Source organism: Shewanella sp. 4t3-1-2LB (assembly GCF_017368415.1).
GTDB classification, from domain to species: Bacteria; Pseudomonadota; Gammaproteobacteria; order Enterobacterales; family Shewanellaceae; genus Shewanella; species Shewanella fodinae.
The window spans coordinates 58,407-83,225 of record NZ_JAFNJD010000001.1; the positions used below are offsets into that span (position 1 = coordinate 58,407).

The 24,819-nt window shown below is 48.6% G+C and carries 23 protein-coding genes and 1 tRNA gene; 12 read left to right on the forward strand and 12 right to left on the reverse strand.

The annotated features are described in order from the left end of the window. Positions 1-1,001 precede the first annotated feature (1,001 nt). Positions 1,002-1,502, forward strand: coding sequence for a DUF4124 domain-containing protein (locus J3L11_RS00275; RefSeq protein WP_189615432.1), 501 nt, complete (start codon positions 1,002-1,004; stop codon positions 1,500-1,502). Positions 1,503-1,637: 135 nt separating this feature from the next. Here J3L11_RS00275 and J3L11_RS00280 read toward each other — a convergent pair. The 3 genes from J3L11_RS00280 to J3L11_RS00290 form a co-directional block, all read right to left on the reverse strand. Further along, positions 1,638-1,714, reverse strand: a tRNA-Pro gene (locus tag J3L11_RS00280). 157 nt (positions 1,715-1,871) lie between these two features. After that, positions 1,872-3,653: a DUF3413 domain-containing protein gene (locus J3L11_RS00285; RefSeq protein ID WP_207569652.1), complete on the reverse strand. Its 1,782-nt coding sequence runs from the start codon at positions 3,651-3,653 to the stop codon at positions 1,872-1,874. A 75-nt stretch (positions 3,654-3,728) separates the two neighbouring features. Further along, positions 3,729-3,941: a YejL family protein gene (locus tag J3L11_RS00290; RefSeq protein WP_189615428.1), complete on the reverse strand. Its 213-nt coding sequence runs from the start codon at positions 3,939-3,941 to the stop codon at positions 3,729-3,731. A 77-nt stretch (positions 3,942-4,018) separates the two neighbouring features. On the opposite strand from J3L11_RS00290, the gene yejK reads away from it, so the two are divergent. Next, entirely contained in the window at positions 4,019-5,047 is a 1,029-nt protein-coding gene (yejK, locus tag J3L11_RS00295) for a nucleoid-associated protein YejK (RefSeq protein WP_189615426.1), read from the forward strand. 58 nt (positions 5,048-5,105) lie between these two features. Here yejK and J3L11_RS00300 read toward each other — a convergent pair whose 3' ends face one another. Continuing rightward, entirely contained in the window at positions 5,106-6,458 is a 1,353-nt protein-coding gene (locus tag J3L11_RS00300; protein ID WP_189615424.1) for a dihydroorotase, read from the reverse strand. A gap of 191 nt (positions 6,459-6,649) precedes the next feature. Between J3L11_RS00300 and J3L11_RS00305 the strand changes: the two genes are divergently transcribed. Genes J3L11_RS00305 through J3L11_RS00315 form a run of 3 tightly spaced genes read left to right on the forward strand, consistent with a single transcriptional unit; the run spans position 6,650 to position 10,108 of the window. Further along, positions 6,650-7,531 carry a 6-carboxytetrahydropterin synthase gene (locus J3L11_RS00305; RefSeq protein ID WP_189615422.1) on the forward strand — a complete coding sequence of 294 codons (882 nt, stop codon included), beginning with the start codon at positions 6,650-6,652 and terminating at the stop codon, positions 7,529-7,531. A 31-nt stretch (positions 7,532-7,562) separates the two neighbouring features. Continuing rightward, positions 7,563-8,426 (forward strand): M23 family metallopeptidase, encoded by an 864-nt coding sequence (locus J3L11_RS00310; protein WP_189615420.1) that lies wholly within the window; start codon positions 7,563-7,565, stop codon positions 8,424-8,426. Between the two features lie 44 nt (positions 8,427-8,470). After that, positions 8,471-10,108, forward strand: a complete 1,638-nt coding sequence (locus J3L11_RS00315) for a diacylglycerol kinase family protein (RefSeq protein ID WP_207569653.1) — start codon at positions 8,471-8,473, stop codon at positions 10,106-10,108. A 19-nt stretch (positions 10,109-10,127) separates the two neighbouring features. Here the strand turns inward: J3L11_RS00315 and J3L11_RS00320 are convergent, their stop codons facing one another. Together J3L11_RS00320 and J3L11_RS00325 are read right to left on the reverse strand one after the other, a co-directional pair. Further along, complete coding sequence (locus tag J3L11_RS00320) at positions 10,128-11,408, reverse strand: FAD/NAD(P)-binding oxidoreductase (RefSeq protein WP_207569654.1); 1,281 nt, start codon at positions 11,406-11,408, stop codon at positions 10,128-10,130. Between the two features lie 187 nt (positions 11,409-11,595). Beyond that, positions 11,596-12,966, reverse strand: a complete 1,371-nt coding sequence (locus J3L11_RS00325; protein ID WP_207569655.1) for a sigma-54 dependent transcriptional regulator — start codon at positions 12,964-12,966, stop codon at positions 11,596-11,598. A gap of 168 nt (positions 12,967-13,134) precedes the next feature. Here J3L11_RS00325 and J3L11_RS00330 point away from each other — a divergent pair, with 168 nt between their 5' ends. Both J3L11_RS00330 and J3L11_RS00335 read left to right on the forward strand, forming a co-directional pair. Further along, positions 13,135-13,677, forward strand: a complete 543-nt coding sequence (locus tag J3L11_RS00330; protein ID WP_207569656.1) for a hypothetical protein — start codon at positions 13,135-13,137, stop codon at positions 13,675-13,677. 247 nt (positions 13,678-13,924) lie between these two features. After that, the gene (locus J3L11_RS00335) at positions 13,925-14,479 is read left to right on the forward strand and encodes a BON domain-containing protein (protein ID WP_133038734.1); all 555 of its coding nucleotides are present in this window, start codon (positions 13,925-13,927) and stop codon (positions 14,477-14,479) included. A 52-nt stretch (positions 14,480-14,531) separates the two neighbouring features. Here J3L11_RS00335 and J3L11_RS00340 read toward each other — a convergent pair whose 3' ends face one another. Continuing rightward, entirely contained in the window at positions 14,532-15,101 is a 570-nt protein-coding gene (locus tag J3L11_RS00340; RefSeq protein ID WP_207569657.1) for a VOC family protein, read from the reverse strand. Next, on the reverse strand, positions 15,098-15,592 hold the full coding sequence (locus tag J3L11_RS00345) for a L,D-transpeptidase family protein (protein WP_207569658.1): 495 nt from the start codon (positions 15,590-15,592) through the stop codon (positions 15,098-15,100). The genes J3L11_RS00340 and J3L11_RS00345 overlap by 4 nt, the downstream gene beginning before the upstream one ends. Positions 15,593-15,728: 136 nt before the next feature. Between J3L11_RS00345 and J3L11_RS00350 the strand changes: the two genes are divergently transcribed. Beyond that, on the forward strand, positions 15,729-16,589 hold the full coding sequence (locus J3L11_RS00350) for an ion transporter (RefSeq protein ID WP_133038737.1): 861 nt from the start codon (positions 15,729-15,731) through the stop codon (positions 16,587-16,589). 64 nt (positions 16,590-16,653) lie between these two features. Further along, complete coding sequence (locus J3L11_RS00355; RefSeq protein WP_242695022.1) at positions 16,654-18,069, forward strand: MATE family efflux transporter; 1,416 nt, start codon at positions 16,654-16,656, stop codon at positions 18,067-18,069. Positions 18,070-18,073: 4 nt separating this feature from the next. Here J3L11_RS00355 and J3L11_RS00360 read toward each other — a convergent pair whose 3' ends face one another. Genes J3L11_RS00360 through J3L11_RS00375 form a run of 4 tightly spaced genes read right to left on the reverse strand, consistent with a single transcriptional unit; the run spans position 18,074 to position 21,329 of the window. After that, positions 18,074-18,973 (reverse strand): ABC transporter ATP-binding protein, encoded by a 900-nt coding sequence (locus tag J3L11_RS00360; RefSeq protein ID WP_207569659.1) that lies wholly within the window; start codon positions 18,971-18,973, stop codon positions 18,074-18,076. Next, a complete protein-coding gene (locus J3L11_RS00365; RefSeq protein WP_207569660.1) occupies positions 18,970-19,809 on the reverse strand; it encodes an ABC transporter permease subunit in 840 nt (279 codons plus the stop codon). The genes J3L11_RS00360 and J3L11_RS00365 overlap by 4 nt, the downstream gene beginning before the upstream one ends. 42 nt (positions 19,810-19,851) lie before the next feature. Beyond that, entirely contained in the window at positions 19,852-20,478 is a 627-nt protein-coding gene (locus J3L11_RS00370; RefSeq protein WP_207569661.1) for a DUF480 domain-containing protein, read from the reverse strand. 20 nt (positions 20,479-20,498) lie between these two features. Beyond that, complete coding sequence (locus J3L11_RS00375) at positions 20,499-21,329, reverse strand: S1-like domain-containing RNA-binding protein (RefSeq protein ID WP_207569662.1); 831 nt, start codon at positions 21,327-21,329, stop codon at positions 20,499-20,501. A 412-nt stretch (positions 21,330-21,741) separates the two neighbouring features. Here J3L11_RS00375 and J3L11_RS00380 point away from each other — a divergent pair, with 412 nt between their 5' ends. The 3 genes from J3L11_RS00380 (at position 21,742) to speA (ending at position 24,802) form a co-directional block, all read left to right on the forward strand. Then, positions 21,742-21,888 (forward strand): hypothetical protein, encoded by a 147-nt coding sequence (locus J3L11_RS00380; RefSeq protein WP_165900099.1) that lies wholly within the window; start codon positions 21,742-21,744, stop codon positions 21,886-21,888. Between the two features lie 102 nt (positions 21,889-21,990). Beyond that, the gene (gene speE, locus J3L11_RS00385; protein WP_189615396.1) at positions 21,991-22,866 is read left to right on the forward strand and encodes a polyamine aminopropyltransferase; all 876 of its coding nucleotides are present in this window, start codon (positions 21,991-21,993) and stop codon (positions 22,864-22,866) included. 25 nt (positions 22,867-22,891) lie between these two features. Continuing rightward, entirely contained in the window at positions 22,892-24,802 is a 1,911-nt protein-coding gene (speA, locus tag J3L11_RS00390) for a biosynthetic arginine decarboxylase (protein WP_133038744.1), read from the forward strand. The last annotated feature ends 17 nt before the right edge of the window (positions 24,803-24,819 follow it).

Sequence of the window (24,819 nt, forward strand, 5' to 3'; positions counted from 1 at the left end):
TTTCGATACTAGTATTTCCAAGCATTTTGCCATTTTAGCCTGCATTCCCAAGTGGTGTGTACCTTTATGTGTATATGTACGCGCTAGGGGCGTAAATCTTCTTATGAATTAGTACACAGCCAATTTAACTGTCCTTATCTGGTACAAAGTACGGGGATATAAGTGCTGAACCCTATATCGGCAACTCTGAGCTGTCTGGTCGGCCCCTGTTACTCCATCTGACACCATCACATGGTAGTCCCGATTTCGTATTGAAGGATGTCCAGCCCGTCTAACCTTGGGCCATTGTCCCGATCATAAATTATCTGCAGCAAGAGTTCTTATCCCCGCACTGCGTAACACAATCGCCAATGGCATTGAGTTTCGTGCGTACTGGCAACAACGCAAGTGCCGTACCGGGAGCGTCACCGTCAGGGACTGCTGTGAGCTATTTATAGATACCAGCCCTGAAGCATTAAAAGCTGACGCAGTGGTAATCTATCGCTCAGTGTTCAACCTTCACTTGTTTAAAGCGTTTGAGAACATACCTGTAGAGGATATCACGCTTGGCGCCTGGATAGCTTCATTTGATAAAAAGCTATCGTTAGTCGGGTAGATGTGTAACCGACCCATCGATATGAGAAATCCGGCATTAGCGGGAAGTGGATAAAATTTAGCAGGCGAATCCAGAGTTAACAAAGATTTGATGCAAGTTTAAACCTTATTTAAAAGCGTGTAGAAAAATCAGGTGTAAGTGAGGAAAGGCAACCAAGTAAGCTCCTTATACCGCCTATAAATTACTTAACGTCCTTTCCGATCAATACAATTTGCCAACGATATTGAGCATTGGTAGATCAGCAGAAGATACAATCGAGTAGGCCAAAATGGCCCCAATATCGTCGCCCGCTTTTCTCATTTAGGCGAATCCATTTTTTGGTCAGCGCGCTACACGATTGTTGAATTATTGTGCCTTGCAATGCATCAGCTATGATAACACCGTTAAAACTCAACCGGTAAATACTATGGACGGTATAAAACTAATCGCTTTTGTGATACTTGTCGCAACCCCAATCTGCCAAGCAAATGTCTACAAATGCATAGTAGATGGAAAGGTAATATTCTCGCAGGAGCCATGCGCTGATAATGCAACGCCTGTCGATTTATCTAAAGTCGGCAGTGTAGTGGGAGCACAACGTCAAACTGATGCTGCTCAGTCTTCCGTCACGACTGCGGCAACAGGTGACAATCACACTGAAATTGCAAACTACATCAAAGCACAAGATCTCAATCGCCAAATCAGCAAACTTGAGTACCAGCGGCAGCAGGTATTCAAGGCGCGTGATGCAAAGCTAGATAAGCTCCGGCACCAAAAGAACTACGCAAGCAACAACCTGGCAGGGGCCACGTGGGAGCAAAGCATCTCCCAAGAAATGCAGTCAATAACCAGTGCTGCCGATTCTCAAGTGGTGTCAATTGATCGGCAAATAGCATCGCTGCAACAGCAGTTGAATGGTCTTCGATAGTTAGTGAAATTCAGGAAAATTTTTTACTAACGCGATTTCGTTTTGCCACAGTTTTGCCACCTAACAGGTAAGCACCAAAAACAGCAGATAACAAAAAAGCCCAGCAATAATTGCTAGGCTTTTCAGTAACTTATTTGGTCGGTATGAGAGGATTCGAACCTCCGACCCCTGACACCCCATGACAGTGCGCTACCGGGCTGCGCTACATACCGAATGTGTTGTGAGCAAACAAACCGCGCAGAGGTCTGTTTCAACGAGGCAGAACTTTACCAAGAGCCAAGATGCAGTGCAAGCGGCAAATTAGCTGAACGGATTCAACTGCCTAGTTTGTGCGCGCTACCTAAAATACTGCTAACGCTTTAATTGCGTTTAATGGCTGTAAAGTCGCCGACCTTCGCGCATGACTTCGATCATTTCCGGAGCACTCATTTTTTTGTGTAATCTATGGGAATAATCTTCATCGTAAATCCGGTATTTCCCGTGTCGATCAATTACGGTAATTTCATTTTGTTGATAAATAGCGAAGACACGATTGTCGCCAATATATAGCCAGGTTTGATCATCCGGTTGCATCAGATGGCGTCCTGCACTGTAGTCAGATGCCGGATTCGTGCATCCGAGCACTTGAGTCATGAGCTTTGGCACTACACCGTAATGGCTGGTACGGTAATTTACTTTGCCGCTCACGCTGCCAGGCCAGTGGATGATCAACGGTACCTGTATATTATCTGGTGATAGGTTGTGACGGGCTTCATCGGTATTACTAGTGAATAGCTTTCCGTTAACACCGGTTATCAGCACAATAGTATCTTGCGGTAATGCTTCCAGTAATCGCTGCAATTGCTGGTCAATGAAGTTAAGCGATTGCCGGTATTGGTTGAACAGCACTTTTTCGGCGGGTTTCAGCGGTTTCGCAGGTTTTACCGTTTGGACGCCTAAAAAACCAACAGGCGTATCATAATCTTCGGGAGATTTAAGATTTAGTAGGGCAAACCACGGCCCACGCTGTTGATGTCGCCACTGCTGAAAAGCATCAACGCTGGCAATATCACTCAATGCACTGCCGCCTTTTTCTGACGCCAATACTGGTGCGAAATCCTTGAAAATTGCTTTGGGCTTGGCTTCATTTACACCATCATCGGTAGTGAATAGCCCAAGTTGATACCCCTGTTGTTTCAGCGTTTGAGTTAGCAACGGTGCGGTGTAATTAAGGTCCACTGCATCCATATAGCTACCCTGTAATCCGTAAAGTAGCGAAAACATGCCGCTACTGTACTGGTTTCCTCCACTCAGATGATGGGTGAATAACTGGTTTTGCTGACTGTAATGCTGCAGAAATGGCATGGTTTGACTATCGACCAGATCAGCCCGAAAACTATCAACGGCGATCACTAAGACATTTGGTTGTGCATCTGCATGACATTGTAATGGCGCTTGAGGATAGCGGAGGCTGCGTTCGACTTTGATATCTGGGTTATTACTGCCATCAATGCCATGGTTTTCCATAAAGGTTTTGGCAGTTGCTGGGTAAGAGATAGGGTAGGTGTCATCAAATCGGGTAATTTCGGTCACATCTGCCGCATCAGCCCATATATGTACCAGATGGCTGCTCACAAAACAGATGCCAATAAAAACAACTAATTTATTGCCCAAATTGCGGCGTTGAATGCGTTCAATACGCTTCCATAGCCAATTGGCGGCCACTAATTCTATGGTCAGTATGACCACCGGTATGATGATAAATGACGGCCCCTGCATTAACCCATTCAGGTCAGCCCACGCCAGATCAAAGGCAAAAGGGGTGAGGTGCATGCCGTAGTCTTGATAGACCACCGTATCGTAAAGCAAGGTACATAAACCGATACAAGCAATAATGGCGGCATAACCACGCAAAATACGGGAATAAGGTAATAGCAGTGTGATTGGGAACAACAACACCAAGTACACAATAAACGACAGGAAGCTGAAATGACCAATAGTGCTGACCGTGAGGTAACCCCAACCGATCAGCGAGTCCGGTAGCCCTGGTGATTGCAGGTAGCGAATACCGATCAGCATGGCCAGAATGCCATTGAAAAAAGCAAACCAGTGCCCCCAGTTGATCAGGCGCGACACTCTGTCTCTTCCTCGTTGTTTTATTTGCTCCACCATTCAGCTTCCGCGTATTTCGAGTTGCTTGTGTATCTTACGGTTTTTTCGGTAAAAGATACCAGTAATTAGCGCCAGTTAGCGCAGCGATTGTGTCAGCGCTTTAGCAAATTGCTCGGCTAGTGCCTCTCTGGACTCTTTACTGACCTTTGTTGTCAGCAGGTAAGAAACCGTATTACCTAAGGCCATCAGACTCAGATCGGTCGGGGCCTGGTGTTTTTCCAGCACGTTCAACAGTTCAGTAATCAGGGTTTCAACTTCGGCGTTGCTGTATTTGGATTGAATCGGCATATCAAAAAATTTTCACTCGTGACTAGAATAGCGGCATATAATACCGGATTTACCACAGAGTAGCACTACGAAGCCCTATGAGTATTCACGTTGAACAAGCGATTATTCACGCTATCACTTTGAACAGTGAAGGTAAGTTAGGTTGCCGTTTACGGCCACAACCGTTGCTTAACGGCGCAGCTGTGGAAGCAATGGTGGAAGAATTACACCAGACTTACTCATCAAAAGCCGGTAAGGGATTTGGTTTTTTTGGGGTTCATGGTGACGATGGCGAAGCCAATCCGGCATTTAAAAATGCCTTGCAGTCTTATCTTGAAAATGCGTTAGGTTTTGTTGAGCTCTCTGCTGCTGCTGGCAAGCTGCTGCAAGAAGAGTTGTCAAAGTACGATTTTAGCCAGGGCGGCTTCCTGTTGTTAGCGCTGTACCAACATATGGCAACAGATTACCTGTTTGTAGCGTTATTGAATGCCAAGTCTTCCATGACGGTGCTGGACGATATGGAACTGACGCAGAATGATCATCTGGATCTTACCAACTTGCAGTTGGCTGCCCGCATCGATCTTACCGAGTGGCAACGCGATAGCGAATCCCGCAAGTATATCTCTTTCGTGCGTGGCCGAGCTGGCCGTAAAGTGGCGGATTTTTTCCTCGATTTTATGGGATGTGTTGAAGGCGTCAATGCCAAACAGCAAAGTAAGCAGTTGATGCAGGTGGTAGAAGATTATGTTGCGGAAGGCGATTTAACCAAAGATGAACGCCAGCAATGCCGCAACCGGGTGTTCGAATATTGCCAAGAACAGGTTGAAACTGGCATCGATGTGCAACTGAAGGACTTAGCCGATGAATTGGCGGAATCAGGGATGGAGTCATTCTATGACTTTGCTAAACAGGGCGAATATGACTTGGAAGACAATTTCCCCGCCGATAAATCTACGCTGCGACAACTGAAGAAGTTTTCCGGCACTGGCGGCGGCGTGTCTTTGAGTTTTGACAGTACACATCTTGGTGAACGGGTGATCTATGACCCTATCTCAGATACTATTGTGATTAAAGGTGTTCCGGCCAATCTCAAAGACCAGTTAGACCGCCGCTTGAAAAGTAATTAATCGTAACCTAAAAAAACAGGCACTTTGATGTGCCTGTTTTTTTAGTTGAGGCGGAAAATCAGCGGCTGCGGTTAAATTGCAGGCGTTCACCTACGGTGTTATCAATAAAGCGATTACCATCAAATTTATGGATGCCATTAACCCAGGTTCCCGCAATACTGGCTGCAAACTGATGCCCCATAAACGGGGTCCAGCCACAGTGATAGCGGGTATTTTCTTTGGTTACCGTAAACGGCGAGCCAAGATCGACCAAGGCCAAATCGGCAACATAGCCTTCACGCAAGTAACCACGATCTTTCAGTTCAAAACGCTCGGCAACGGCATGGCTGGTTTTTTGGACAATTTTTTCCAGTGAGAAAATCCCCTGCGCGTGCAAATCTAGCAGACTCAGCAGAGCATGTTGCACCAATGGCAAACCCGACGGCATCTTAAAATAGCTGTCGGCCTGTTTTTCTTCCCAAGTGTGTGGCGCGTGGTCAGTGGCAATGATATCGAGAATGTCATCATTAACCGCTTGCTGTAACGCTAACTGATCAGCACGAGTTTTGATGGCCGGATTACATTTAATCTGGCTACCCAACCGCTCGTAATCGCTGTCATTAAAGAACAGGTGATGTACGCAGACCTCGGCAGTGATGTTAGCCCCTTTTAGGTCCGCCAGTTTTTTCGCGGGCAGGAATAGGTGCAGTTCGTCAGCGGTTGTCAGGTGCAGCACATGTAATCTGGCTTTATTGCGAATTGCCAGATCTGTCGCCAGTTGGGACGACTTTAAACAGGCCTCGCGCGAACGGATTTCGCCGTGCAGCGAAACAGGGACGTGTTCACCATATTGCTGCCGCATTTTCTCTTCGTTAATGGCGATCGTTGGGCTGTCTTCACAGTGAGTGGCAATCACCACCGGCGAATTGGCAAAAATACCTTCCAACGTTGCTTGATTGTCTACCAACATGTTGCCGGTAGACGCTCCCATGAAAATTTTCACACCGCAGGCCTGATTGGGGTCGAGGCGTTTGATCTCTTCGAGGTTGTTATTGGTGGCACCAAGATAGAACGCAAAGTTTGCCAAGGAGCTTTGGGAGGCTCGGGTATATTTGTCTTCCAGTGCTTGAAGATTGGTGGTCTGCGGATTGACATTGGGCATTTCCATAAAACTGGTGATCCCGCCAGCCACAGCTGCACGTGATTCACTCGCGATAGTGCCTTTGTTAGGAAATCCGGGTTCACGAAAATGCACTTGGTCATCAATCATGCCAGGCAACAGATATTTGCCTGTAGCATCGACAACCGTCGCGCCCGCTGGAGCCGTGATTTGTGCGGCGATCTTGCTGATCCGACCATCTTCAATCAACAGATCCTGGCTGGTGATGACACCTTCATTCACCAGTTGCGCGTTGCATATAAGGGTTTTCATAGGGTACCTGTCTTACGTATTCTTAAGTTTGTCAGTGACACAGGTATAATAACGGAATATAAATTGAAATGCTGTGGCTCTTTGAAAAAGCAGCACAAAAAAATGTCACTAACCAATGGGCTGGTGTTGGCATCTGTTTTATTCAATGTCGATGAAATCAGGGTGGACTGTATTTCTGCCCAGGAGAAAACATGCAACTGTTTGTAAAGGATTTGACGGTGATCGATTTTTCCTATCTGTGTCCGTTTCGGGGCATGGTAGGGGAAAGCTGGATTGTTGATGTGCTGTTGGACGGCGGGCTGGATCAGCAAAACATGGTGCTGGATTTTGGCAAAGTTAAACGCACCGTCAAGCGCGTTATTGATGATGTGGCGGATCATCGTTTGCTGGTGCCAACGGCCTGCGGCGACCTGCGTTGGCAGCAACAAAGCGATACGGTGTGGATTGACTTTGCCAGCCGTAAAGGGTCGATTCATTTAGGTTGTCCAGCACAGGCTTTTGCGTTGGTACCCTGTGAACTTATTGATTTTGATAGTGTGACCGATTTTCTCATCAACGCGTTGCGGGATGCGTTGCCAGACAACGTCGACAACATCAGCCTGACACTGCGCAATGAGCTGCTTGATGGACCTTTCTACCACTACAGTCATGGATTGAAAAAACATGATGGTAACTGTCAGCGTATTGCTCATGGACATCGTAGTCCGGTTAACGTGTTTGAAAATGGTGTGGCGGCACCTGAGTGGGATCGATACTGGGCTGAACGCTGGCAAGATGTCTATCTGGGGAGCGAAGCTGACAGAGTCCCTGTTACCCAACTGACTATGTCTCCCCAATGCCGTATCAGCGATGACAGTCACTACGGCTTTCGTTACACCGCGCCCCAAGGTGAGTTTCAATTGGCAATGCCTAAAGGTTGTTGTGATCTGCTACCAGATGACACTACCATAGAGCTATTAGCACAATTTATGGCAGATACCCTGGCGGCAAAAATGCCGGGCCGTCGCTATCGGGTGATGGCGTTTGAAGGGATAGGAAAAGGCGCCATCGCCGTAGCTGGTCAGTTATTGTAACCCTTTGAGGTTGGAGGCACTCGCGTCGTTTATGTCGTTTACCAAGTCGTACGCTTTATTGGCCAGTTTATTGTGGGTCAGTAGCCCACAGTGGGGACTGGCCGCAACCGCACTTAAGGATGGAATACAGCTTAAAGGCACACTCGAACAAGGCGCACTGCTGCGCGGTCATGTAACCCCGGGAACGAAAGTATTGCTGAATGGTGAGCCGTTAAAGGTCAATTCCCAAGGGGATTTTGCTTTTGGTTTTGAGCGGGAAGCCCCATTGCAGCATACCTTGACTATGTCATATCCCGATGGTCGCTCAGAGACCCGTGAGCTTAAAATTGCTGAGCGCCAGTATCGTATTGCCAAGGTGAACGGCATCAGTCAAAAAATCATGCAGCCAGATCCTCAGGATGTTGCTAGAGCAGCCAAAGATAGCGCGATGGTGAAACAGGCCAGAGCGATATCTTCAGACGAATCTGGCTTTGCAGAAGACTTTATTTGGCCGCTAACGGGCAGAATTTCCGGCGTTTATGGTAGCCAACGGGTTTATAACGGCAAGCCAGGAAATCCCCATTATGGTGTGGATGTGGCGGCTAAAACTGGCACAGTGGTGGTCGCCCCTGCTGATGGCGTTATCACTTTGGCGGTGCCAGATATGTTCTATTCTGGTGGCACGGTCATCATCGATCATGGTTATGGTGTCAGTTCGACATTTCTACACCTGAGCAAACTCTACCTGCAGCCGGGGGATAGAGTTAAACAGGGACAAGCGGTGGCGGAAGTCGGTGCTACCGGTCGTGCCAGTGGCCCCCATTTAGACTGGCGCATTAACTGGTATCAGATGCGTCTTGATGCTGCAACAGTCGTCCCTAGCATGGATAAAGTACTGAAAAAAACTGTTCAATAATATCAGGTTGGTCTGAGCCTGAACGGATAAGCGCAGGGAGCTATATGCCGTTAAGTGCACTGTACATACTGATCGCCTTGTCGGCGGTATTCCTAATGTGGTTGTTACCGTCTTCGTGGTGGTGGCTGTGGCTACCGCTATGCTGGACAGCGCTGGCATTCACATTAGTCGCCAGTGCCTACGCTGTTAACCGTCCGGGTATTTTTCGCAAACGAAGCAACGGACAGTTATCTATGCTGATGCGTTGGGTATTACTGCCTTTTCTCTGGTTTGTTGGCAGTTTTAATGCCTTATTTCGACGTTATGACACCGTGCCACGCTTCAGTAAAATCCGTGATGATCTCTATTTAGGGAGTCGTCTGTTTAGTGTTGATATTGACGAATTACAACGATTGCAAATTGGCGCAATACTGGATGTTACCTCTGAATTTGATGCGATTGCGGTGGCCGATTTGCAACAGGCTGGAATTAACTACCTGAATCTACCGGTACTGGATCACTCAATACCATCTAAAGTCGCCATGCGGCGAGCGCTGCAATGGATGTCGCGACAGCAACGTCATGGTCGCAAATTGTTGGTGCATTGTGCGCTAGGGCGAGGGCGTTCAGTGTTGATGGTTGCGGCGTGGTTATTGTGTCGGGAATCGTTTGATTCGGTGACGCAGGTGCTGACTGATATTCGCCAACATCGTACCAGCATTCGTTTAAATCGACGGCAACTTAAATTTTTAAAGCGGCTTTGGCAATCGCAAGAACTGTCGTTAAAACATCGGTTGTGGTTAATCGTTAACCCGGTTTCTGGCGGTGGCAAGTGGCCTAAATATCGTGAGGAAATTTGTCAGCGCTTACAGCAATATTATGAGGTGCAGGTGCTGGAAACGACACCGCAGCGGCCCGCCGCCGTACTGGCACGTAAAGCGATTCGAAGCGGTGCAGACATTTTGGTCGCCGGAGGCGGCGATGGCACAGTGAATGAGGTGGCCTCGGCGGTTATTGGTACAGATTTACCTTTAGGCATTATTCCGCTTGGTACCACAAATGCGCTCAGTCAGGTGCTGTGGGGCTTAGGCGCCAAGTTGGAGCCACTTGGCACTGCGTTAGAGGCTATCATCAACGGCGAACAACAGCGAATTGATACTGCCCGATGTAATGGACGTCCAGTATTGCTGTTGGTCGGGGTAGGGTTTGAGGCGCAAATGATTAAAACGGCTAACCGTGAACGTAAAAATGCGTTAGGTGAACTGGCCTACTTACAGGGCTTCTGGCAGGCATTTAGTCAAAATCGAGAGATGTCATTGAACGTTCGTCTGGACAAATCTGCGCCATTTACGCTGCATACTGGCTCGGTTACAGTGGCAAACAGTGCCCCTGTAACCACCATTTTAGCTCAGGGCGCTGGTCATACGGATCTGTGTGATGGTTTATTGGATGTCACCTGGTTGACGCCGACGGATGGGCTGGGCGAATCGCTGCTGACCATTGCGGAACTGACGGTGAACGGCTTAACCAAACAGTCGCTAGAGATTAATGCACATCATCAAAAAGTCGCCAAGATCAAGATTTCGTCGGCTAAACGTATGGATTACGTCATAGATGGTGAGTATTTCCGCGGCCGTACCTTAAATATTCAGGTACGGCCCGCATCGCTTAATGTGTTGTTACCTTCGGCTACAGAAGATTAACCAACGCCCATCCACAAGGTTAGTCATCACCTTTTTCAGTACGATGGATGCCCACAGCGCCCAATACATATTTTTCATATATGGGTTCACTGGTGCCGCGACGAACCTTGTACATAAAGTATTTTTCAAAAGCTATTTTTGCCAGATGAACCCATTTCCCCATGGAAGTCCAGTTAGCATTGCGTGGTGGGTTTTGTGGTAGGGCCACAAATGCCGCACCTTTATCGCCCATATCCGCTAGACAGATAGCGTTGAGTGTTGGGATCGTCTTAGGCGCTTCGCCCTTGATGGCCGACAACATGTTGTCAACGATGGCGGTGGTCATGGATTCGATCATAAAACCGGTCTTGGGGACGCCGACCGGTACTGGAGTGGCTTCCATCGGTGGCAGCGCGACACACACACCTGCGGCATAGATGTCGGGATAAGCCACTGAACGCTGGTAGGTATCGGTCAGAACAAAGCCCTTATCGTTACAGAGCTTAGGAACCGCAGCAATCGCTGGGCTGCCTTTGAATGGCGGCAGCATCATCGACATTTTGAACGGTAGCTCATGCGTAAATTCGACTTCACCTTTGCGATTGAGCTCTTCTACATGCATAACACCATCATCCACCTTGACGGTTTTGGCATTGCAGATCCATTTGATATCGCGTTTGCGGCATTCGTGTTCCATCAGACCTTTTGAATCGCCAACACCACCTAATCCCATGTGACCAATATAAGGTTCGCTAGTCACAAACAGTAACGGCACTTTCTGGCGGATTTTGGCCGCACGTAGAGCGCTGTCCAGTGAGAAGAGATATTCGTAGGCCGGGCCAAAGCAACTGGCACCTTGAAATGCACCAACAATCACCGGACCAGGTGATTGTTGCAGTTGCTGATAGGCCTCAAAGGCTTTTTCAGCATGTTCTGCGGTACAGATAGACTGAGTGAAATGGTGGGGACCACTGCCTGGAATTGCATCGAAGTTCAGCTTAGGACCCGTACATATAACTAAGTAGTCATAGGATTGCTGCGTTCCATCACCGAGTGTTAACAATTTGTTGTCGGGATCAATGGCACTGACGCCGGCAGCAGAAAACGCAATTTTCCGTTTGCTCAGATAAGTATCCAGCGGCAGGCAGATATCTTTGGTCTTGCGTTCACCTAGGGCAACCCAGGGGTTCGAGGGTACAAACTGAAAATCAGGCCGTTCATTAATCACCATCACTTCACTGTCAGCGGGTAACCGTTGTTTCAGTTCAAATGCTGCAGACACGCCCCCGAGTCCGGCACCTATTACCACGACTTTGGTCATTCTTTTCCTCTCTTTTTTATAGGCCCTGAGATGTGAGCGACAGGGCTGGATGACTTATCCATAAGAAAAATCTAATGGATTGTGTACAGATTAGCGGATGGCTGACGCTATGCAAGTTTTTTTATAACGTAATTACACCAAAGTCGTAGATAGGGAGGGCAGAGGAATGTGTGAAAATTAGCTAAAACTAAGTGCTTTCGTTTTGATCTTCTTGATATTTTTCTAATTTATTGTACAACGTTTTAATACTAATCCCCAATTGCGCTGCGGTGGCTGTACGGTTGCCATTATTCTCTGCCAATGTGGCTTCTATCGCCGCCCGGGTCAACGTTTCCAAGGGCATCCCCGCCGGGATGTTATCGATACTGGCATCCAGCGGCGCCTCTGCAAGCGAAATGTTTTCAGCGAGTTGTATATGCTGAGGCAGTACCACTTCATCGGCAAGAATATAAGCACGTTCAACGGTGTATTTTAATTCTCGGACATTGCCAGGCCAGTTGTGCGCTGCGATTTTGGCTAGAGCGTCGTCGGCAATGGCCACTTGAGTATTTTCCGCTACATTGCGATATGCTAGAAAATGTTGCGCTAGGCCGATGATGTCCTGTTCACGTTCGCGTAATGGCGGCACCAGTAACGGGAATTGCGCCAAGCGAAAATATAGATCCTCCCGAAACAACTCTGCGGCAATAGCTTGCTGCGGGTCGCGGTTGGTCGCGGCAATGATCCTGACATTGGCGGTTTTTAACTGTTGACTGCCTACTGGGCGATATTCTCGATTTTCCAGCACTCGCAATAGTTTCACCTGATGGGGCAGCGGCATTTCAGTGATCTCATCCAGAAACAGCGTGCCACCCTCAGCTTGTTCAAATACGCCTTTATGATCTTTGACCGCTCCGGTAAAGGCACCTTTGATGTGGCCAAATAACTCACTGTCAACTAACTCTGGGCTGAGTGCGCCACAATTGATCGCCACAAACGGCCCCTGATTGCGATTGCTGGCAAGATGCAGGGTGTTAGCCACCAGTTCCTTGCCGGTGCCGCTTTCGCCCATGATCAATACCTGGGCCTCGCTGTTGGCGACTTTTCTCAGCGTACGATACAGCTTGTGCATGGCGCGGGATGAGCCCACCAATAACCCAAATTGATCCAATGCGCTGCTAGTGCAACGTGCCTTCAGTGCAGTTTGTCGCTGCTGTTGCGCATAGTCTGCTAGAAAATCATCCAACACGTCTGCCAGCAGTTTGTCATCGATTGGTGGACGAAAGTGATAGCCCGCACTTTTATGAATGAGCTGATCCAATGCTGGATCTGGTGCACCATCGCTGAAAAACAGCCATTCTTGCTGGAGTAATAGATTGCTGATGCTGAGCTGTTGTACTTCGCTATTGATCACTGCGCTTGATTGTAACAGTACCAGATCGGCATCTGCTTGCTGCAGTGTCTCTAGCCAGTCGCTTGAAGGGATAACCCACTCACACTGTTGTAGCTGTGGCAAGTCAGACAATTGCTGTAGTAGGTTTTTGTCTTTGATATGGATAAAGATTTTGGGACGAGACATAGAAGCTTCCTGCAACAGTGTTATGCCACTTTAAGACAGATATTGCGTGTGAACAATGACAATCTGAGCCTAAGCAAGGCTATGTTCAGCCTTGCCGTACGGCTGCTTGGTACGGTGTTTGTATAGTTTTGTGCAGGATGATGCTGTCTTATGATGAATTAACAGGAGATGATGATGCGAAATGTGACTCATCAGCACTCTGAGTTGAGCCTGCTTACACATGATGGCAATTGCCAGCATTTCAGCAACACCGATGTTGCGTTGTTATACCTCAATCTGCGGCTAGAACTGGACCCATTGCCGTTGCGGCAACGTTGGTTACAGTTGACCGATAGCTACCGTTTGCGTCGGACGTTAACACGCTTACAACGACTACATTCCGGAATTGCCGGGAGTCTGTTGCGTTTTACCGGATTGGCAGAGCAACAAGGGCGTCGTTGGCCATCGTTGCAACATGCATTGGTTTGGATCCCGCCACTGCTGGCACATCGTTATCGGGCATTAAAACAGCAGCCACTGTCGATGCCACCACCCAGTAGTCATGCTTTCCGTTTGGCACTGTGGCAGTTGGAGCAAAATGTTGCGAGTTGGCATCGCCGCAGTGTTGCCTATTGCGAGTCAGAATCTGTATCCGTGCTGCTGGCGGATATGGCCGCGGCGCGACAGTTAAGTCTCGATAGTGTTTTTCCCGGCAATGAGCAGGGGTCTTAGCAACGGTTGGTGCAGTAAAAGTTACCTGCGGGCGTGAATATTTTACCTTAATGACGATTAGCATCGCATGCTGTAGATGTGATTTATATTGTAAATATATGAAATAAATCAATTTAGTAAAGTTGGCATCATTCTGGTATTAGCTAAAACGACAAACGAGTTACCCGGGCTTTTGTCCGTTGCGCCAATCACCAATTGAAAATTTGGCATAAAAACTCGGTTTTTCAATCACAAGAAGGAGGTCGTTATGAATAACAAGCTGATATCTGCCACTGTTGCCCTGGGTTTACTGATCCCGGCTTACAGCTACGCCCAGACTTGGAAGAATGAGGCCCATGATGCTTGGATTGATGGTAAAGCAGAAAGCGTATTGTTACTGAACACCAATCTCAACAATTTCGACATTAACACCGATGTACATCAGGGCAAAGTCACGTTGACCGGCGAAGTTGACAGTGATGTTGATAAAGCCTTAGCCGGCGAGTTGGTGGAAGGTCTGGAAGGTGTGAAATCGGTTGATAACAAACTGACGGTCATGCCTGCTTCGCCAACCAAAAATGGCGATAATGCGGATGATGCCTCGCAGGTGCTCACCGATACTAAAATCACCACTGTGGTGAAAACACGGTTGTTGTTTGAGCCGGAAGTGAGCGGCACTGCTATTAATGTCACGACAGAAAATGGCGTCGTTTCGCTAGATGGTGAGCTGCACTCATCGGCTGAAAAAGATCTCGCGTTGAATATTGCCCGTAATACTGATGATGTCAAAAACGTCGTAGACAATCTTAGAGTGCTGGATTAACCGTTTGCGTGTTATTTAGAAAAAGCCCGGATATTTCCGGGCTTCTTTATGATTATGTCGCTTCACTAGCAATAATGGCTTCGATGCTGTGTGGGTGCACTTTGATGCATAATTCTTCACAGTAAAAAGCAATTGTAGGATTAGGCAAACGTTCATCCGCTCCTGCCGGACTGCTGTATTTGATACTGATAGCGTCATCACCGTCGAAGACTGTGGCGAGCGTCGGTATTCTGTTCAGCAGTGCTTGGCGTAACTGCCCACAGTCAGTGGCTTCACACGGCAGCACTAATTCAATATGTTCCCAACCCTCACTGTCATAATGCTTATCCTTGGGGTAGGGCAATTCGATACAGGGAATGCGGTATTGCTCCAAACGCAGTGCTTGCGGCAGTTTAATAATCAGTATTGGGCGGCCGTTGATCTGTTTGTCAGACAAGAGCTCGCCGTCGATTAAAAACTGCTGTCGCAGCTTGTCGGCCAATTGCCGGCTGTTGACCCGTATAGCGGCATGATCACATTGGGGCAGCACCTGCAAGCCTAGCCGATGCACAAACTTTTGCATCCTAGTGGCGAAGTCGGCAAACGATGCCATTAGCGTCTGGTAGTCGACCACCTGACTCATGGCCAAATCTCGATGGGGGTTCCGGGTTCCACCAATTTCCAGATTTCGTCCATTTCTTTATTGGTGACAGCGATACAGCCATTGGTCCAGTTGTACTGTTGTGCTTCTTCTGGAGGCAAAGCGGTATGCGGATTCTGTCCGTGGATCATAATTTGCCCGCCGGGATTAATACCCAGTGCCCGCGCCCGGAAAATATCTTCATCGTTGGGATAGGAGATATGGATAGCGCGATAATAGGTACTGTTGGGTTTCTTGTAATCGAGGACATAGCGGCCTTCAGGTGTGCGTTGGTCGCCTTCTTTCAACTTGTGGCCCCGAGGCATGTCCCCCATGGCAATATGGTATTCGTGTAGGATTTTGCCGTTGCTCATCAACCGTAACTGTGACAGTGATTTCTTAACAACGACTAAGTCAACTTGAGGCTGTGCTAACAGCGGTTGGCTCAGCAAACTGAGTGCTGCGAATAATAGCAGGTGTGTACACTTGAACATGGACTTTCTTGTTATTGTGGATTGACGCCGGATAATGACGGCATCATAACCGAAAAGTTATCTGCTATTGAAGCACTCGCTGAAGAATGTATGATCCGCAGGCCAACTCAGCATGCTAACCCAGGAAACAAAACGCATGACAAAGCATCAACAGCAGCATGATTCACCACTGCAGCAGCGGTTGCGCACAATTATTTTTGGCACTGATACGGTTGCAGGGCGAACATTTGATATCGCCTTAATCGTCTGCATCATTTGCAGTGTGGCGTTGGTATTTTTGAATACGGTGCAATCGGTAAATCAGCGTTTTGGCAGTTTAATTCTTGGTCTCGAATGGTTTTTTACCGTAGTGTTTACGGTGGAATATGGGTTACGTTTATACAGCTCTACGAATTCCTGGAAGTATGCCCGTAGTTTCTACGGATTGGTGGATTTGCTCAGCGTCTTGCCCAGCTATCTGGCGCTGTTTGTGCCAGGTGCCAATCTCACCTTGGTGATTCGGGTGTTGCGACTGTTCCGCATTTTTCGGGTGCTGAAGCTGCTGCGTTACCTTAGCGAAGGTAATATGCTGTTGCGCGCTATGTTGCTGTCAAGCCGTAAAGTTTTCATTTTTTTCTTCTCCGTCAGCCTGATCATCATGGTGCTAGGGGCGGTGATGTATGTCGTAGAAGGGCCGGAGAACGGGTTCAGTTCTATCCCTAAATCGGTGTACTGGACCATAGTCACCATTACTACTGTAGGTTATGGTGATATTACCCCAAAAACCGGGCTGGGGCAGACCATTGCCGCCTTTACTATGTTGCTGGGTTATTCCATTATTGCCATCCCCACCGGTATTCTGACCGCAGAAATTGGCCAAGAGATGGGGCGCGTACGCGACTTGCGCCGTTGTGCCAACTGCCTCAAAACCGGTCATGAACATCAGGCCAAATACTGCAGCCGTTGTGGTAGCGAACTGGAAGCCGCGCTATCGCCGGAAAAGGAGTCTCGTGAGTAACATCTCTGCTACAGCAAGTCATGCGAAGTTTGTTGAAGGTAGCATCCTCAAACATATTCTGGTGATGAGTTCTACTGCCGCTATCGGTGTGTCGGCACTGTTCTTAGTCGATCTGCTGGACATGTTTTTTCTGAGCATGTTGGGGGAACAGGAGTTGGCTGCCGCTGTTGGTTATGCTGGCACGATTTCATTTTTCACCACCTCTATTGGTATTGGATTGTCAATTGCCCTTGGCGCCTTGGTATCTCGTGCAATTGGTGCAAGGGAAATAGCAAAGGCGAAGCGACTTTTGATAAACGCCGCCACGGTCACTTTTGTTGTGGCGGTGTTGACTTCGGCTTTGGTGACCGCGTTTATTCCAGAGTTGTTGTCACTGGTGGGTGCCTCTGGTCGTACTGCTGAGTTGGCGACCAGTTATCTGCACATTCTAGTCCCTTCGTTGCCGATAATCTGTCTGGCAATGGCGTTGGGCGGTGCTTTGCGCGCAGTAGGTGATGCCAAATTGTCGATGTGGTCGACACTTGCGGGTGGTGCAGTCAATGCGGCGTTGGATCCCTTATTTATCTTTGTGTTGGGTTTAGGTATTGAAGGGGCAGCAATGGCTTCGGTATTGGCGCGGTTGACGGCATTGTTGATCGCGGCTCGCGGGGTCTTTGTGAAACATCAGTTATGGGGTGGTTTTCAGTGGCAGGCATTACGGCAGGATTTACCGGTTATCTTTGCCATTGCGGGGCCAGCAATGCTGACTAATGTGGCAACTCCCATCGGTAATGCCTTTGTGACTCGCGCCGTGGCGGATTTCGGCGATAGTTATGTGGCCGGCTGGGCGGTAATTGGCCGACTGATCCCGGTGACGTTTGGGATGATTTTTGCGCTCAGCGGTGCCATCGGGCCAATTGTTGGCCAAAATTATGGTGCTTGTGCATATGAGCGTTTGCGGGAGAGCCTCACCCGGGCATTGCAGTTTTGCACTTGTTACGTGGTCTGTATGTCTTTGTTGTTATTACTACTTAAAGACTGGATAGTCACCGTTTTTGCCATGCAAGGGCAGGCAGCGGAATTGATCCATTTCTTCTGTGAGTTTATGGCCGTGTTTTTCCTGTTTAATGGCGCGCTGTTTATCGCCAATGCTTCATTTAATAATCTGGGAAAAGCCAAATACTCCACCTTTTTTAATATTGGTAAAGCTACCATTGGCACTATGCCATTTGTCTGGTTAGGTGGACAACTGGGCGGGGTTTATGGAGTGTTGGTCGGCCAAGCTTTGGGATCTGTGCTATTTGCGGTCCTGGGGGTTGTGACGGCCTATCGACTGGTGACCCAAGTGACTGCCGCCGGACGCGAGCGGTCGGATTCTCTGTTAGATGAAGCTGGACTGGCTCCGGTAGCCTGTGCGCCTATGTCATCTTCTCGTGTACCAATGGCACTGTTGGCCGAAGAGGCTGAAGTCGCCGACGAGCGGCGACCTGACAGCCAATAAAACCTCAGGAAAACAGCTGATCTTCTAGCGTTCTGCCTTTTATTAACATTCGGTACTGCAGCTGCAGCTGGTGCAGTAACTGCAGCAGTTGAATGTCCAACTGTTCACCGAGTGCCGGTTGATACTTAAGTATCAGCGTATGTTTGCCACTTGGTTGAATCGCTTCAATCCCCGGCAAAACTTGTAATTGTGTTTGCAGTGCTGCCATGTCGCAAGGTTGCATCTGCAATGTGAGATAGGTCTGGCTATCTTGGGTCGTCAAATCAACAGCTTGGCTGAGTTTGCCGTGGTCCAGATACAACACCTTGCCACAGAGTTTTTCCAGTTCTTCAAGGTTATGAGAGCTGATGAGAAAAGTAATATCAGCGGCCAGGTTACTCACTAGGTCACGGATGTTGCGCGCGTTGACAGGGTCCAGTCCGGCAGTGGGTTCATCCAGCAATACCAGTTTGGGAGCGCCGATCAGCGCTTGCGCAATGGCGGCGCGCTTGCCCATGCCATGGCTCAACGCTTTGGGTAATGAACGCGCAGCATCGACTAATCCTACCAACTCCAGTACCCGCAATGCTTCGTTTTCTGCCGCTTTGCCGTTAAAACCATGCAGGCGTGCATATAACGCCAACTGGGTTAGCAGACTGAAATCTGGATCTAATGCGGCGTCTTGGGGGAGTGCTGCCACTTTGCCCAGCAACGCTGCGCTGCCTGGTTGCTTACCCAACACTTTGATATCACCAGCACTGGGTTTAATAAAACCCAGCATCAGACTCAACAGTGTTGTTTTACCTGCACCGTTAGGCCCTACCAGCGCAATTGGGCTGCCAGTTTCTAGGGTCAGATCGACATTATCAAGCGCCAGCTTATTGCCGTAACGTTTACTCAAACCATGGCATCGCAACAGATTCATAGATCACCCCGTTTTATTAGCTGCAGTCCCAGCGCCAGATAGGAAATACTTTGGATAATTGGCAACGGGGCGCTGCTGAGCGCCGCTTTGGGACTGATGGCGAGCAAACCATCGGTTTGCATGCCGGGGACCAGATAATTCAGGAATCCCAGCAGTGGCAGGGCATAATCCAACAGCGGCAGTAAAATGGCCGACACGGTAAAGAATAACACCGCATAAATGGTGGCCTGTCGGTTAGAGGTTGCCACCAGTGACAGCACTGACATCAGCGCCGTATAGGGCAATAGCACAATCAACAGATTAAGGGTGAGCCAGAAGGCATCGGTAATCGCCACACCGCTAAGGGAGGGCTCTCTTATCATTGCCAGCGCTATGGTGGCGGCAACGGTCAGTATCAGCAACAACAGCTGGATCAGCATCATGCCCAGAAAACGGCCGAAAAACAATGCCTCACGACCGCAATGCAGTGTCAGAAAACGTAAGGTCCCGCGTTGCTTGTCTGCGGCAAATTGGCCTGCGGCCAACATGATGCAGAACATCGGGAACAGGTAAAGGGATATGGCCCAATACACTGCCAACTCAGCAACAGGCCAACTGAACAATTGGGCTAGTATTTTATTATCAATGGCGGCGGCTAGATCCCGCATACTCGGATCTGTCATTAGTTCAGCGGCACTTTTGATGGGATAAGCCAAAAACAATAACCATAATAAGGCAAACGTCAGTAATGCCAGTAGTCCTCGGCGTTGCAACAACAAGCGTTGCAGCTCAAACAACGCCAGTTGCCGGATATTATGCCAGCTGCCTGGGTGCGTTTTTTTAGAAGTTAGCCCCATGGGATCCCCTGCAATTTTGGTGTTAAAGATCGGCGTGATAAATCAGCGTATGGCTTGTTGTAGCTCAGCGACCAGCTGTTCGAGCACTGCCACCTGCTGTTCCAATTGCTGAACCCGTGCTGCTAACGGTTCGCCACTGCTAGCACTGCTGACCGCTTGCGGTATGGTTTCAGCAACGTTGCTGAACAGTTCGGTAAAACGGACTTCACGTTTGCCAGCCTCCCGTGGTAGCTGTTGCAGTAACGATTTATCCAGCAATGCCTGCAGATGGTGTTCCACTTCGTCAATATCGCGAAATTCATAAAGCCGCTGTGCCCTAGCTCTTAACTCTCCTGCTGTTTGTGGCCCTCGCAGCAGTAGCAGACAGATAATGGCTACTTGTGGCGCAGGGAACTGCAGATCGGAAAATTCGGTATTACAAAAACGGTGGCGATATTTACTGACCCTGCTACCAAATCCGCTTTCCTCGGTGACTAATCGCTGTTGCTGCAGGCGCATCAATCCATCCAGCACTTCACTGTCACTGAGATTCATCACGGGGTCGCGGGATGTTTTCTGGTTGCAGGCTAGTGTCAGGGCATTGAGTGACAGGGGATACTGTTCTGGAGTGGTAACCTCTTTTTCCAGCAGGCAACCAATAATGCGAGTTTCAATACTGTCCAGTGTCATGGCGTGTCCTTGTTGTTCGTTCAGAGTAGGCGGATACCATCATCCTCAATGGCCAGTTTCCCAGCCTTGAACAGTCCACCGATAGATTTTTTGAAGGCCTTTTTACTCATGCCAAGCTCGGCATAAATCACTTCTGGTGCGGTTTTATCGCCAAAGGGTAGATAGCCTCCCGCCAGTTGCAGTTTTTGCAGGATCTGCTGTGATTGTTGGTCCAGCTCTTGTCGGTCACCTTTTTGCAGTGTCAGATCCAGTTTGTTATCGGCGCGAACTCGTTTGATATAGCCTGGTAGCCGTTGCCCGAAGCGCAATTTTCGGAAAACTTCATTCTGGTAGATAACGCCCCAATGGCGGTTATTGACGATGGCTTTGTACCCTAAATCTGAGGTGCCAGCGATGATTAGTTCGACTTGTTGCCCCTCTTTATATCGCGCTGGCGACTGATCGATAAATTTATCAATTTTAGCGGAAGCGACGATGCGCTCATCAGCGCGATTCAGATGGACATAGACCAAATAACTGTGGCCTTCTTCTGCGGGTTTGCGCTGCTCACCAAACGGCAATAACAGATCTTTATCTAAGCCCCAGTCAAGGAAGGCTCCGTAACGGCCGGTAGCGACGGTTTTGAGGTAGGCAAACTCGCCCACTTGTGCCAATGGCTTTTGCGTTGTCGCAATCGGTGTGTCGTCAGAATCCAGATATAGAAAAACGTCTACCTGGTCACCCGGTTGACACTCTTTGGGAACATACTTTTTGGGAAGCAGCACTTGTCCGAGTTCACCAGCATTTAAATATACGCCAAAGTCCACTTGCTTGATTACTTCCAGCGTACAACGTTTACCTAGTTCGGCCATATTATCTCTGTCATCGTGTTGGCAATAAACGGGCGGATTATACCGTAAGCTGGCGGTAGATGCTTAGATGGATTGTTAATCTGGGGCGGCGTTAACTGGTAAGCCGCTGATGACACGTAAAAAAGCTTGATGTACGTTCATGAGTAAATAGTATAACGCTATGAATTTAAATCGAAATTCAATATGTTAAAGGTTGAATCCGCTATGGCAAATTGTTACTGTGTCAAAAACCATGCAATAAACTGATATTCCTGCTTGCATTATCACTCATAGCAGGGTTTAATTGCGCCGTTTTGCAGGTATGAACCATTCATGCTGATGCATAGCGTGGGTAGTTGGGTTTTATGGTTTATGAGTCATTAACCGTTGCTTGGTCTTGATACTGGCTCGGGGTTAAGAGGGTCTTTAGCTAATGCACAACCATTTACTTGCCGCATCTTTTCGTAAGGTGCCAGAGAACCTGTTTCCGATCAGTTTCAATTATGACGATCTGGGACTGAAACACCTCACGCTTATCCGCATCAATTCTGGCCGCGAAGAGGCCAATAATTCCCATTGATCTGTCGCGCTAATCGCGACCTGAGTTACCCGGCATTCCCCTAGGGAAGTGGCCGGGCAAGTGTCTTTGTCCCGTTTTACCCGTTGTTCTGGATTAGATTAGATGCAAGGGAAACCACAATATTTAGAAACACTTCATAGCGCCTACGGTCAATATTTTGAAGTTGACGCCATGCTGTATGAGCAAAAGACGCCACAGTGGCATCTGAGCATTTTTGAAAATCGTCAGATGGGACGAGTGATGGCGCTTAATGGTGTGATTCAAACCACAGAGCGGGATGAATTCGTCTACCATGAGATGTTAACGCATGTCCCTATACTGGCACATGGTCATGCCCGCAAGGTTTTGATCATCGGTGGCGGCGATGGTGGCATGCTCAGAGAGGTTGTCAAACATCGGCAACTAACGGACATCACCATGGTTGAGATAGACGGTGCCGTGGTGGAGATGTGTCGGGAATATTTGCCGCACCATTCTGCTGGGGCATTTGACGACCCTAGGGTGCGGTTAGTGATTGCCGATGGCTTAGCGTTTGTGCGTGAATGCCAACAGCAGTTTGATGTGATTATTTCGGATTGCACCGATCCATGTGGTCCCGGTGAAGTGTTGTTCAGCTCTGAGTTTTATCAGAACTGTAAGCGTTGTCTTACTGCTAACGGTATTTTTGTGGCGCAAAATGGTGTGCCATTTATGCAATTGGATGAAGTACAAAATACCGTGCGGCGCATCAGTTCATATGTGCAAGACTGTTGGTTTTATCAGGCAGCAGTGCCCACCTATGTTGGTGGCTGTATGGTGTTTGCTTGGGCCACAGATGATCAGAACGCCCGCCAATTACCCTTGGCGGTGTTGCAGGAGCGTTTTCAACGGGCGGCAATCAGCACTCGTTACTACACACCAGCAGTGCATCAGGCGAGTTTTGCCTTGCCTGCTTATGTTGAACAAGCGGTGGCGTCAGCGATGACGGTTACCCGATAACCCATTTTGACAGGCTGATAATAGAATGAGTGATTGGTCCATTGATGATGCTCGCAACGGTTACAACGTTGCTTACTGGAGCCAGGGTTTTTACGGTGTGAATGATCAGGGCGAAGTTACCGTTTCACCTGATCCTGCCAGTGGCAACCGTATCAGTTTAAGTGAATTGGCAAAGGACATGGTAAAAGCCGGTGTGAGTTTGCCAGTGCTGGTGCGTTTTCCACAGATCTTATGCCATCGAGTAGACAGCTTGTGTCAGGCGTTTAACCATGCCATAGACAGATATGAATACGGCGCCGATTATTTATTGGTTTACCCCATCAAGGTGAACCAACAACAAGCCGTGGTAGAAGAGATCCTGGCCAGCCAGATCAGCAAAACGGTACCGCAACTTGGTCTTGAAGCGGGCAGTAAGCCAGAGCTGATGGCGGTGCTGGCCATGGCGCAGAAAGCCAGTTCAGTGATCATCTGTAACGGCTATAAAGACAAGGAATATATCCGTCTAGCACTGATAGGCGAGAAGCTCGGCCATAAAGTGTATATCGTGCTGGAAAAAATGTCCGAGCTGAAAATAGTGCTGCGTGAATCCCGTGAACTGGGGGTGAAGCCCAGACTTGGTCTGCGGGCGCGGTTGGCGTCGCAGGGCAAAGGCAAGTGGCAGGCCAGCGGTGGAGAAAAGTCTAAGTTTGGCTTGTCAGCCGCACAGGTGTTGAAAGTAGTCGATGAGTTGCAGGAAAACGACATGCTTGACTCCTTGCAACTGCTGCATTTCCACTTGGGATCGCAGATAGCCAATATCCGTGATATTCGCCATGGCGTAGGTGAAGCGGCGCGTTTCTACTGCGAATTACGACAACTGGGCTGTGGCATCAACTGCTTTGACGTCGGCGGTGGTCTAGCGGTGGATTACGATGGCACCCGCAGCCAGAGTAATAACTCCATGAACTATGGTCTAACCGAATATGCCAACAACATTGTCAGTGCCTTGAACGACGTCTGTCAGGAATATGAACAGCCAGTGCCGCAGATTATCTCTGAGTCCGGTCGTTATCTGACAGCACATCATGCGGTATTGATTGCCGATGTTATCGGTACTGAAGCCTATTCTCCTGAAGTGATAACCGCACCAGATGAAGAAGCGCCGCAGTTGTTGCATAACATGTGGCAGTCTTGGTGTGAGATTAGTGAACGTGGCGATTCTAGGGCGCTGATTGAGATTTTCCACGATACCCAGTCAGACCTTGCTGAAGCACATTCGTTGTTTGCCTTGGGGCAATTGACACTGCAACAGCGCGCCTGGGCGGAACAGACCAATCTGCGTGTCTGCCATGAATTACAGGGCATGATGAGTGCTAAAAATCGCTATCATCGGCCGATTATTGATGAACTCAATGAAAAGCTAGCCGACAAATTTTTCGTTAACTTTTCGTTGTTTCAATCGCTGCCCGATGCCTGGGGGATTGACCAGGTGTTCCCAGTACTGCCTTTGAGTGGTCTGGATAAACAGCCGGAACGCAGGGCGGTGATGCTGGATATTACGTGCGATTCAGATGGCACCGTTGACCAATACGTGGATGGGCAAGGGATTGAAACAACCTTGCCAGTTCCCGCCTGGAGTGCAGAAAGCCCTTATTTGATAGGCTTTTTCTTGGTGGGGGCTTATCAGGAGATCCTTGGCGATCTGCACAATCTATTTGGCGATACCAACTCCGCAGTGGTTCGTGTAGACGAAAATGGTTTACCCAATATTGAAACTGTGCTGGCCGGTGATACCGTGGCGGACGTTTTACGTTATGTAAACTTAGATGCGGTATCGTTTATGCGCACTTATGAAGAGTTGGTCAACACTCATATTGTCGAAGATGAGCGCGCTTCGATTCTGGAAGAGCTGCAATTGGGGATCAAAGGTTACACCTACCTAGAAGATTTCTCATAAGCAGGATGGATGACAGC

Excerpts from the sequence above, each read along its gene's own strand:
- J3L11_RS00275 (WP_189615432.1), top strand. The coding sequence starts at position 1,002 with ATGGACGGTATAAAACTAATCGCTTTTGTGATACTTGTCGCAACCCCA.
- J3L11_RS00285 (WP_207569652.1), bottom strand. The coding sequence starts at position 3,653 with ATGGTGGAGCAAATAAAACAACGAGGAAGAGACAGAGTGTCGCGCCTG.
- J3L11_RS00290 (WP_189615428.1), bottom strand. The coding sequence starts at position 3,941 with ATGCCGATTCAATCCAAATACAGCAACGCCGAAGTTGAAACCCTGATT.
- yejK (WP_189615426.1), top strand. The coding sequence starts at position 4,019 with ATGAGTATTCACGTTGAACAAGCGATTATTCACGCTATCACTTTGAAC.
- J3L11_RS00300 (WP_189615424.1), bottom strand. The coding sequence starts at position 6,458 with ATGAAAACCCTTATATGCAACGCGCAACTGGTGAATGAAGGTGTCATC.
- J3L11_RS00305 (WP_189615422.1), top strand. The coding sequence starts at position 6,650 with ATGCAACTGTTTGTAAAGGATTTGACGGTGATCGATTTTTCCTATCTG.
- J3L11_RS00310 (WP_189615420.1), top strand. The coding sequence starts at position 7,563 with ATGTCGTTTACCAAGTCGTACGCTTTATTGGCCAGTTTATTGTGGGTC.
- J3L11_RS00315 (WP_207569653.1), top strand. The coding sequence starts at position 8,471 with ATGCCGTTAAGTGCACTGTACATACTGATCGCCTTGTCGGCGGTATTC.
- J3L11_RS00320 (WP_207569654.1), bottom strand. The coding sequence starts at position 11,408 with ATGACCAAAGTCGTGGTAATAGGTGCCGGACTCGGGGGCGTGTCTGCA.
- J3L11_RS00325 (WP_207569655.1), bottom strand. The coding sequence starts at position 12,966 with ATGTCTCGTCCCAAAATCTTTATCCATATCAAAGACAAAAACCTACTA.
- J3L11_RS00330 (WP_207569656.1), top strand. The coding sequence starts at position 13,135 with ATGATGATGCGAAATGTGACTCATCAGCACTCTGAGTTGAGCCTGCTT.
- J3L11_RS00335 (WP_133038734.1), top strand. The coding sequence starts at position 13,925 with ATGAATAACAAGCTGATATCTGCCACTGTTGCCCTGGGTTTACTGATC.
- J3L11_RS00340 (WP_207569657.1), bottom strand. The coding sequence starts at position 15,101 with ATGAGTCAGGTGGTCGACTACCAGACGCTAATGGCATCGTTTGCCGAC.
- J3L11_RS00345 (WP_207569658.1), bottom strand. The coding sequence starts at position 15,592 with ATGTTCAAGTGTACACACCTGCTATTATTCGCAGCACTCAGTTTGCTG.
- J3L11_RS00350 (WP_133038737.1), top strand. The coding sequence starts at position 15,729 with ATGACAAAGCATCAACAGCAGCATGATTCACCACTGCAGCAGCGGTTG.
- J3L11_RS00355 (WP_242695022.1), top strand. The coding sequence starts at position 16,654 with ATGAGTTCTACTGCCGCTATCGGTGTGTCGGCACTGTTCTTAGTCGAT.
- J3L11_RS00360 (WP_207569659.1), bottom strand. The coding sequence starts at position 18,973 with ATGAATCTGTTGCGATGCCATGGTTTGAGTAAACGTTACGGCAATAAG.
- J3L11_RS00365 (WP_207569660.1), bottom strand. The coding sequence starts at position 19,809 with ATGGGGCTAACTTCTAAAAAAACGCACCCAGGCAGCTGGCATAATATC.
- J3L11_RS00370 (WP_207569661.1), bottom strand. The coding sequence starts at position 20,478 with ATGACACTGGACAGTATTGAAACTCGCATTATTGGTTGCCTGCTGGAA.
- J3L11_RS00375 (WP_207569662.1), bottom strand. The coding sequence starts at position 21,329 with ATGGCCGAACTAGGTAAACGTTGTACGCTGGAAGTAATCAAGCAAGTG.
- J3L11_RS00380 (WP_165900099.1), top strand. The coding sequence starts at position 21,742 with ATGCACAACCATTTACTTGCCGCATCTTTTCGTAAGGTGCCAGAGAAC.
- speE (WP_189615396.1), top strand. The coding sequence starts at position 21,991 with ATGCAAGGGAAACCACAATATTTAGAAACACTTCATAGCGCCTACGGT.
- speA (WP_133038744.1), top strand. The coding sequence starts at position 22,892 with ATGAGTGATTGGTCCATTGATGATGCTCGCAACGGTTACAACGTTGCT.